The 1,007-nt window shown below is 48.1% G+C and carries 1 protein-coding gene; it reads left to right on the top strand.

Annotated elements, in window-relative coordinates:
- On the top strand, positions 1–1,007 hold a 1,007-nt coding region (locus R8N28_RS27340; RefSeq protein WP_318183932.1), incomplete at its 3' end, for a valine--pyruvate transaminase.

Raw genomic sequence — 1,007 nt, 5'->3', positions numbered from 1 at the left:
ATGCAGTTCTCAAAGTTTGGTGAAAAATTTAATCAGTATTCAGGTATTACGCAGTTAATGGACGATTTGAATGATGGCCTACGCACGCCAGGTGCCATCATGCTCGGTGGGGGTAACCCGGCCGCCATTCCTGCCATGCTCGATTACTTTCACCAAGCCAGTGAAGAAATGCTCGCCAGTGGCGAACTCGTCGCCGCGCTCACTAATTATGATGGCCCTCAGGGTAAAGACGTGTTCGTCAAAGCGCTCGCACAGCTGTTTCGTGAAACATACGGCTGGGACATCAGTGAGAAGAATATTAGCCTGACGAATGGCAGCCAAAGCGGGTTCTTCTACCTATTTAATTTGTTTGCTGGTCAGCAGCCAGATGGTTCGCACAAAAAAGTCCTGTTGCCTATCGCACCGGAATACATTGGCTACGGTGATGCAGGTATCGATGAAGACATTTTTGTTTCGTACCATCCAGAAATAGAGCTACTCGACAACGGCCTATTCAAATATCACGTTGATTTTGAAAAGCTCACCGTCGATGACTCCGTCGCAGCAATTTGTGCATCTCGCCCAACCAACCCAACAGGTAACGTACTGACTGACGAAGAAGTGCGTAAACTGGACAAATTGGCGCGCGAGAACAACATCCCACTGATCATCGACAATGCGTACGGCTTGCCGTTCCCGAACATCATTTTTGAAGATGTCGAACCATTCTGGAATGAAAACACCATCCTGTGCATGAGCTTATCTAAACTTGGCTTGCCGGGTGTGCGATGTGGGATTGTGATTGCGAGTGAAGAAATCACCCAAGCACTCACCAATATGAATGGCATCATCAGCTTAGCGCCAGGCAGTGTTGGCCCAGCATTGGCAAACCACATCATCGCTAAAGGCGATCTACTCAAACTGAGTTCAGAGGTGATTAAGCCGTTCTACAAGCAAAAATCACAACGTGCGGTTGAACTGCTACAACAGGCGATTACCGATGAGAGATTCCGTATCCACAAACCTGA

The organism is Vibrio sp. Vb1554 (assembly GCF_033344235.1).
The sequence above is the reverse complement of the archived record's forward strand: the minus strand, read 5'-3'. Positions and strand labels throughout refer to the sequence as shown.